Origin of the sequence: Streptomyces sp. 8K308 (assembly GCF_004348315.1) — a bacterium.
Classification (GTDB): Bacteria; Actinomycetota; Actinomycetes; order Streptomycetales; family Streptomycetaceae; genus Streptomyces.
Genome location: NZ_SMKC01000406.1, coordinates 1 through 5,800, shown reverse-complemented (window position 1 = coordinate 5,800; position 5,800 = coordinate 1). Strand labels below are relative to the sequence as shown.

The window sequence follows — 5,800 nt, the reverse complement described above, 5'->3', positions numbered from 1 at the left end:
GGGCGGGCGCCGCCGGGGGCGGCGGGGCGGCCTGCGCGGTCCACTGCGACTCGAGCTGCGTGATGTGCTCCAGCTCGCCGTAGTCGAGGAAAATCCCCCGGCATCCGCTGCACTGCTCGATCTGGACCCCACTGCGGTTGAACGTGTGCATCGGCGCACGGCACTTGGGACACTGCATCGTCGACTCCATCGGACAACAGACCACTGGACGTCGCCACCCTACGTCAGGGCGTCGATCCGGCGGCAGGCATCGACGAAGGCCGCGCCCTCCTCGCTCAGCGGCCGGCCGGTGAGCAGCGCGCGGGCGGCGAGTTGGGCGGTGAGCGCCCGGGCCGGCCCGTCGAGCCAGTCGGGCCACGGCTCGGCCACGCCGTAGCCGGCGAGGAAGCGCCGCCAGTCAGGCTCGGGCACCAGACCGGCCGCGAACCAGGCCGCGGGCCGGGCCAGGTCCCAGGCCGGGTCGCCGACGCCGAGGTCGTCCACGTCGATCAGCAGCAGCCCGTCGCCGCCCGCCGGGTCGGCCACCAACTGCCCGAAGTGGAAGTCCCCGTGGCACAGCGCCAGGCGCGCCGGCTCCGCCCTGGCCCCCGCCAGCACCCGCTCGACCGCCCGCCGCTCGTCCGCCGTCCCCGCGCCCGGCGCGGCCCGCAGCCGCGCCACCGCCTCGGCCGCCCGCGTCGGCCCGCCGGCCGCCGGCAGCGCCCCTGGCCCGAGCGCCGCCGGGTCCACCGCGTGCAGCAGGGCGAGCAGCGCGCCGGCCGCCTCCCACGGCAGCTCGTCCGCGCCCGGATCGACGGGCACGCCGTACGGCCACAGCGTCGCCGACCGGCCGCCGGGCAGCGCCCGTACCCGGGCCGGCGGCAGCGGCGGCAGCAGTATCCCGGCCAGCGCCGGGTGCGCGGCCACCCGCAGCCGCGCCGCGAGCGCCGCCGCCTTGGTGCCCGGCGCGTGCGCCTTGACGACGACCGCGCCGACCCGCACCAGCGTCGCGTCCGACCGGGGCGCGAGCCGCACCGGCACCACGCCCGAGCCGCCCTCGCCGGCCAGCCCGGCAAGATCCGCCCGCACGCGCACGCCGCCCACCTACCGGCCGGGGATGCGCCAGGAGCCGGGGCCGCGGTCCTTGCGGCTGGCCGCGGCGGCCTTCTCCTCCGCCTTGCTCACCCGGCGGATCACCACCAGACGGTCGGTCAGCTGCAGCGTCGCCGCCTCCGGGTCGTCGTAGCCGAGCAGCCGGTGCCCGCGTATCACGGAGACCACCAGGTCCTCGCACTCGCGCGGCGACTTCCCGGCCTCCGCCTTGGTCACCGGGCGCTCCCGCAGGCTCAGGCCCTTGCTGTGCTGCACCAGGTCCTCAAGCACCGCGCCCGAGCTCGGGCTGATCATGGACAGGCCCAGCATCCGGCCCACCGCGCTGGCGCTGGTGATCACCGCGTCGGCGCCCGATTGCCGCAGCAGCGGCACGTTCTCCGCCTCCCGCACCGACGCCACGATCCGCACCTTCTTGCTCAGCTGCCGCACCGTGAGCGCCACCAGCACCGCCGTGTCGTCGCGCTGCGTGGAGATCACCACCTGCTTGGCCCGGTCCGCCATGGCCCGGGTCAGGACGCTGCTGCGCGTGGCGTCCCCGATGACCCCGGCGTAGCCGTCGGCGCCCGCCTGCTCGACGACCGCCGGGTTGGGGTCGACGACCACGATCTGGTCCTGCGGCAGGCCGGCGCTCATCAGCGTCTCGGCGGCCGACCTGCCCTTGGTGCCGAAGCCGACGATGACGGTGTGGTCTCGCATGTGCTTCCTCCAGTACGCCAACCGCCACTGCTCGCGGGTGCGCTCGGTCAGCACCTCGAGTGTCGTCCCGACCAGGATGATCAGGAACAGCACCCGGAGCGGGGTGATCAGGAACGTGGTCAGCAGGCGCGCGGTGTCCGTGACCGGGACGACGTCGCCGTAGCCCGTGGTGGAGAGCGACACCGTCACGTAGTAGAGGGTGTCGATGAACCCGACCCGGCCGCCCGCGACGTTGTCCTTGTAGCCGTGGCGGTCCACGTAGACGATGACCACCGCGAGCGCCATCACCGCCAACGCCATCAGCAGCCGGCGCATCACCTGCACCAGTGGCCCCGCGACGTAGCGGGGGAGCTGGACGCCGTGCGACAGGTCGTCGAGGGACGAGGAGCGCGCGCTCTTGAGTCTCATGCGGTCGGGCTTCGTCTGGTCTCTTCGGCTTCTTGGGCTTCTTCGGCTTCTTCGTCTTCTGCGGCTCTTCGCCTCGTCGACGTCGTCGGCTCGGCCATCAGGCGTGCGGGAGGTCGAGGAGGCGGACCCTGGTGTGCGCCTCGGCGCCGCCCGGCGGGATGACCGCCAGGGCTGACGCGGCGGCGATGCCACGCAGCATGGCGGGGCCAGCGTAGCTCAGCGGCCGCGCCTGGTCGGGGGCCGGGCACCGCACCGGCACGAGACGGGTGTCCGTGGGGTGGCCCCGCACCGCGTCGGTCAGCTCGGCCCACGCGTCCTCGGGCGCCGGCCGGTCGGCGAGCGCGCACAGCAGCGGCCCGGCCAGCGTCAGCAGCGCGGAGACCGCGGCCAGCGGGTTGCCCGGCAGGCCGACCAGCGGCACCCCGCCGGGCAGCTCGGCCAGCAGCATCGGATGCCCGGGCCGCACCGCGACGCCGCTGACCAGCAGCTGCGCGTCAAGCCGGCGCAGCACGGCGCGCAGGTGGTCGACGGGCCCGGCGGCGGTCGACCCGGTGGTGACGATCAGGTCGGCACGGCTGGTCGAGATCGCCTCGTGCAGCGCCTCGGCGTCGTCGCCGAGCCGCCGGGTGACGAGGGTGTGGGCGCCGAGCGCGGTCAGCCAGGGGCCGGTCATGGGGCCGAGCGCGTCGCGGATCCGACCGTCGTGCGGGAGGCCGCGGAACAGCAGCTCGTCGCCGAGCACCAGCACCTCGGCGCGGGGGCGGGGCCGGACGGCGAGCTGGTCGTAGCCGGCGGCGGCGGCGAGCCCGAGCACGGCCGGGGTGAGCACGGTGCGGGCCGGCAGCAGCTCGGTGCCGGTGCGGCACTCCTGGCCGCGCGGCCGCACGTCGGCGCCCGGCTCTGGGTTGGCCCCGCTGAGCTGGCCGCGGGCGACGGTGCCGTGCTCGGTGCGGAGCACGGCGGTGGCGCCGGACGGGATCCGGGCGCCGGTGGCGATGGGCACGGCCTCGCCGTCGGTGAGCGGCGTGGTGGCCGGGTCGCCGGCGAGCACGCCGACGGTGCCGGTGAGCCGCCACGGCCCAGGGCCGGCGACGGCCCAGCCGTCCATGGCCGAGGTGTCGAAGGCCGGCAGGTCGGTGAGCGCGGTCAGCGGGGCGGCCAGGGTGTGGCCGAGCGCCAGGTCGATCGGCAGCCGGCGGGGCGGCAGCGGGCGGGCGGCCCGGTGGGCGATGGCCCGCGCGGTCTCCCATCCCGGCAGCTCGCGCCCGGCGGCCTCGCGCTTCCTGGCCGGCTGGTGCGAGGGGGCGACGGCGGCCGCGACCGGCCCGTTGGCCAGCGCCAGCGCGTCGTCGAAGTCGTCGATCACGTCGCCGCCCCCGCGTCGCCCGCCTCCTCCGACTCCTCTGCCCACCGCAGCGCGAGCGCGGAGATCCGGGCCGCCGCGTCCGCCGGGGCGATGCCCTGCTGGGCGACGGCGTACCCGATGAGGAAGGTGGTCAGCGGCGCGGCCGGCCGCGCCACGGAGTGCGCGGCATCGCGGGCGGCGTCGAGCAGCGCCTTGATGTCCACGTCGAGTTCGATGCCGAGGTCGGCCTTGACGGCGGCAAGCCATTCGTCCAACACGGTCATATCGTCCCTGATCCTGGTGCGGGCGGTCACGATGTCGGCCCAGGTGTCGCAGTCGAGGCCGCCGTTGTCGTCGGTGGCGGCGACCCGGTGCGGACGCAGGCCGGGGAGCAGCAGTTTCAACGGCAGCCCGGCGAGGCTGCCGTACTCGGTGACCAGCAGGGCGAGTTCGCGGCGCAGCGGCTCGGCCCGGTACACGGCGGCGAGCGGCTGGTCGTGCCCCTGGGCGTCGCGCGGCAGCACGACGTCGGCGTCCGGCGGCACGTCGAGCAGCCGGGCGAGTCCCGCCGGGGTGAGGAACGGCAGGTCGGCGGCGAGCACCAGCACCAGCGGCGCCCTCGCCTCGCGCAGCCCGGCCCAGAGCGCGGCCAGTGGCCCGCCGCCGGGCGGCTCTTCCCTGGTCCACACGACCCGCGCCCGGCTTGGCCGGCGCGGCCCGACGACCACGACCCGCTCGGCCGCGCCGCACGCGTCGACCACCCGGTCGAGCAGCGTCCGGCCGCCGACCCGCACGGCCGGCTTGTCCGCCCCGCCGAGCCGCCGGGCGGCGCCACCGGCGAGGATCACCGCGTCATGCGCGCTCATTCCGCCCACGGTACCGGCGGAACCGCTACAGGTCGCCAAGGAGTGCGAGGGGTTGTTCGACGCGGTCGGCGACGAACCGCAGGAACCCGCCGGCCACGGCCCCGTCGCAGGCCCGGTGGTCGAACGTCAGCGACAGCTGCACGACCGACCGCAGCGCGAGCTTCCCCTCGTGTGCCCACGGCTTCTCGACGATCCGCCCGACGCCGAGCATGCCGACCTCGGGCGCGTTGATGATCGGCGTGGAGCCGTCGACGCCGAAGACGCCGTAGTTGTTGAGCGTGAACGTGGACCCCGTCACCTCGGCCGGCGCCAACGTGCCGGCCCGCGCCCCCTCCGTCAGCCGCCGCAGCTCGGCGGCGAGCCGTCCTGTGGGCAGCGCGTGCGCGTCCCTGACCACCGGCACCAGCAACCCACGCTCGGTCGCGGCGGCGAACCCGAGGTGCACGGCGCCGTGCCGGGTGATCCGCCGGGCGGCCATGTCGACGCTGGCGTTCAGCTGCGGGTAGCGGGCGAGCCCCGCTACGCAGATCCGCGCCAGCAGTGCCAGCACCGAAACGCCGACGACGCGCCGCGTTTCCACCAATCCGGTGGCGTCCGCCTCCACCCAACACGTCGCGTCCGCGACGTCCCTCCTGCTGGCCGCCACCCGCTCCGCCATCACCCGCGCGACGCCCCGCATCTCGACGAGTTCGCTGGGCGCGAGCGGAACCGCGCCGGTGAAGCCGGCGGCAGGTTCGCCTGCGGCGGGCTGGCCGCCGGGCCTGGCAGAGTCGCGCGCCGACGGAGCGCCGACGGCGGGGCCCGATCCGAGGCCGGAGGCGGCGGCCGCGGTCGGGCTCGCCCCGGCACGCGTGGTCACACCACTGGTCGGGCCGGCGACCGACACGGGCGGCGCGGCACTGGCCAAGCTCGCCGCGGGCGAGGCCGCGGCGAGGCCGCCGGCTGGCGCGACCTCGCCGTGTGGGGGGTGGTGGGACGCGTTCAGGACGTCGGCACGCATGATGAGCCCGCCAGGGCCGGTGCCGGTCACCGAACGAAGGTCGACCCCCGACTCCCGCGCCAAGCGCCGCACCAACGGCGACACGACGGCCACGGCGCCGGACGCGCCGCCAGGCGCCAGCCCAGGGCCGGACGCCCTGAACTCCGGCGACCCGGCACCTACGGCGTCGTCCGCCGGGCCAGGGCCGGACGCCCCGTGCGCCGTCGGCGACGCACCGCCAGGCACGGTGCCATAGCCGACCAGTACCGGCCCGGACCCGAGATCGTCCTCCGCCGACCCGCCGCCAGGCGCCGGGCCGGAGGCCCTGGCCTCCGGCGTCGCGCCATCGGCGCCTACGGCGCCGGGCGCTGGGCGTAGGCGTAGCAGTTCCGCGCCCACGGGGAGGTCGTCGCC

At 76.4% G+C, this 5,800-nt stretch carries 6 protein-coding genes; all 6 read right to left on the bottom strand.

Annotated features, from left to right (window positions below):
• A partial coding sequence (locus tag E1265_RS32620; RefSeq protein ID WP_165953961.1) for a zf-TFIIB domain-containing protein occupies nt 1-178 on the bottom strand: 178 nt, incomplete at its 3' end.
• Nucleotides 179-219: 41 nt separating this feature from the next.
• Nucleotides 220-1,074 carry a phosphotransferase gene (locus tag E1265_RS32615; protein ID WP_243741273.1) on the bottom strand — a complete coding sequence of 285 codons (855 nt, stop codon included), beginning with the start codon at nt 1,072-1,074 and terminating at the stop codon, nt 220-222.
• A 9-nt stretch (nt 1,075-1,083) separates the two neighbouring features.
• Complete coding sequence (locus tag E1265_RS32610; RefSeq protein ID WP_132934570.1) at nt 1,084-2,196, bottom strand: potassium channel family protein; 1,113 nt, start codon at nt 2,194-2,196, stop codon at nt 1,084-1,086.
• Nucleotides 2,197-2,293: 97 nt separating this feature from the next.
• Nucleotides 2,294-3,562: a molybdopterin molybdotransferase MoeA gene (locus tag E1265_RS32605; RefSeq protein WP_243741272.1), complete on the bottom strand. Its 1,269-nt coding sequence runs from the start codon at nt 3,560-3,562 to the stop codon at nt 2,294-2,296.
• Entirely contained in the window at nt 3,559-4,407 is an 849-nt protein-coding gene (locus E1265_RS39975; protein WP_132934568.1) for an NTP transferase domain-containing protein, read from the bottom strand. The genes E1265_RS32605 and E1265_RS39975 overlap by 4 nt, the downstream gene beginning before the upstream one ends.
• A 25-nt stretch (nt 4,408-4,432) precedes the next feature.
• On the bottom strand, nt 4,433-5,800 hold a 1,368-nt coding region (locus E1265_RS32595), incomplete at its 5' end, for a dihydrolipoamide acetyltransferase family protein (protein ID WP_132934567.1).

Bases quoted from the DNA above. Each gene is read 5' to 3' on its own strand.
- E1265_RS32610 (WP_132934570.1), bottom strand. From the start codon at position 2,196: ATGAGACTCAAGAGCGCGCGCTCCTCGTCCCTCGACGACCTGTCGCAC.
- E1265_RS39975 (WP_132934568.1), bottom strand. From the start codon at position 4,407: ATGAGCGCGCATGACGCGGTGATCCTCGCCGGTGGCGCCGCCCGGCGG.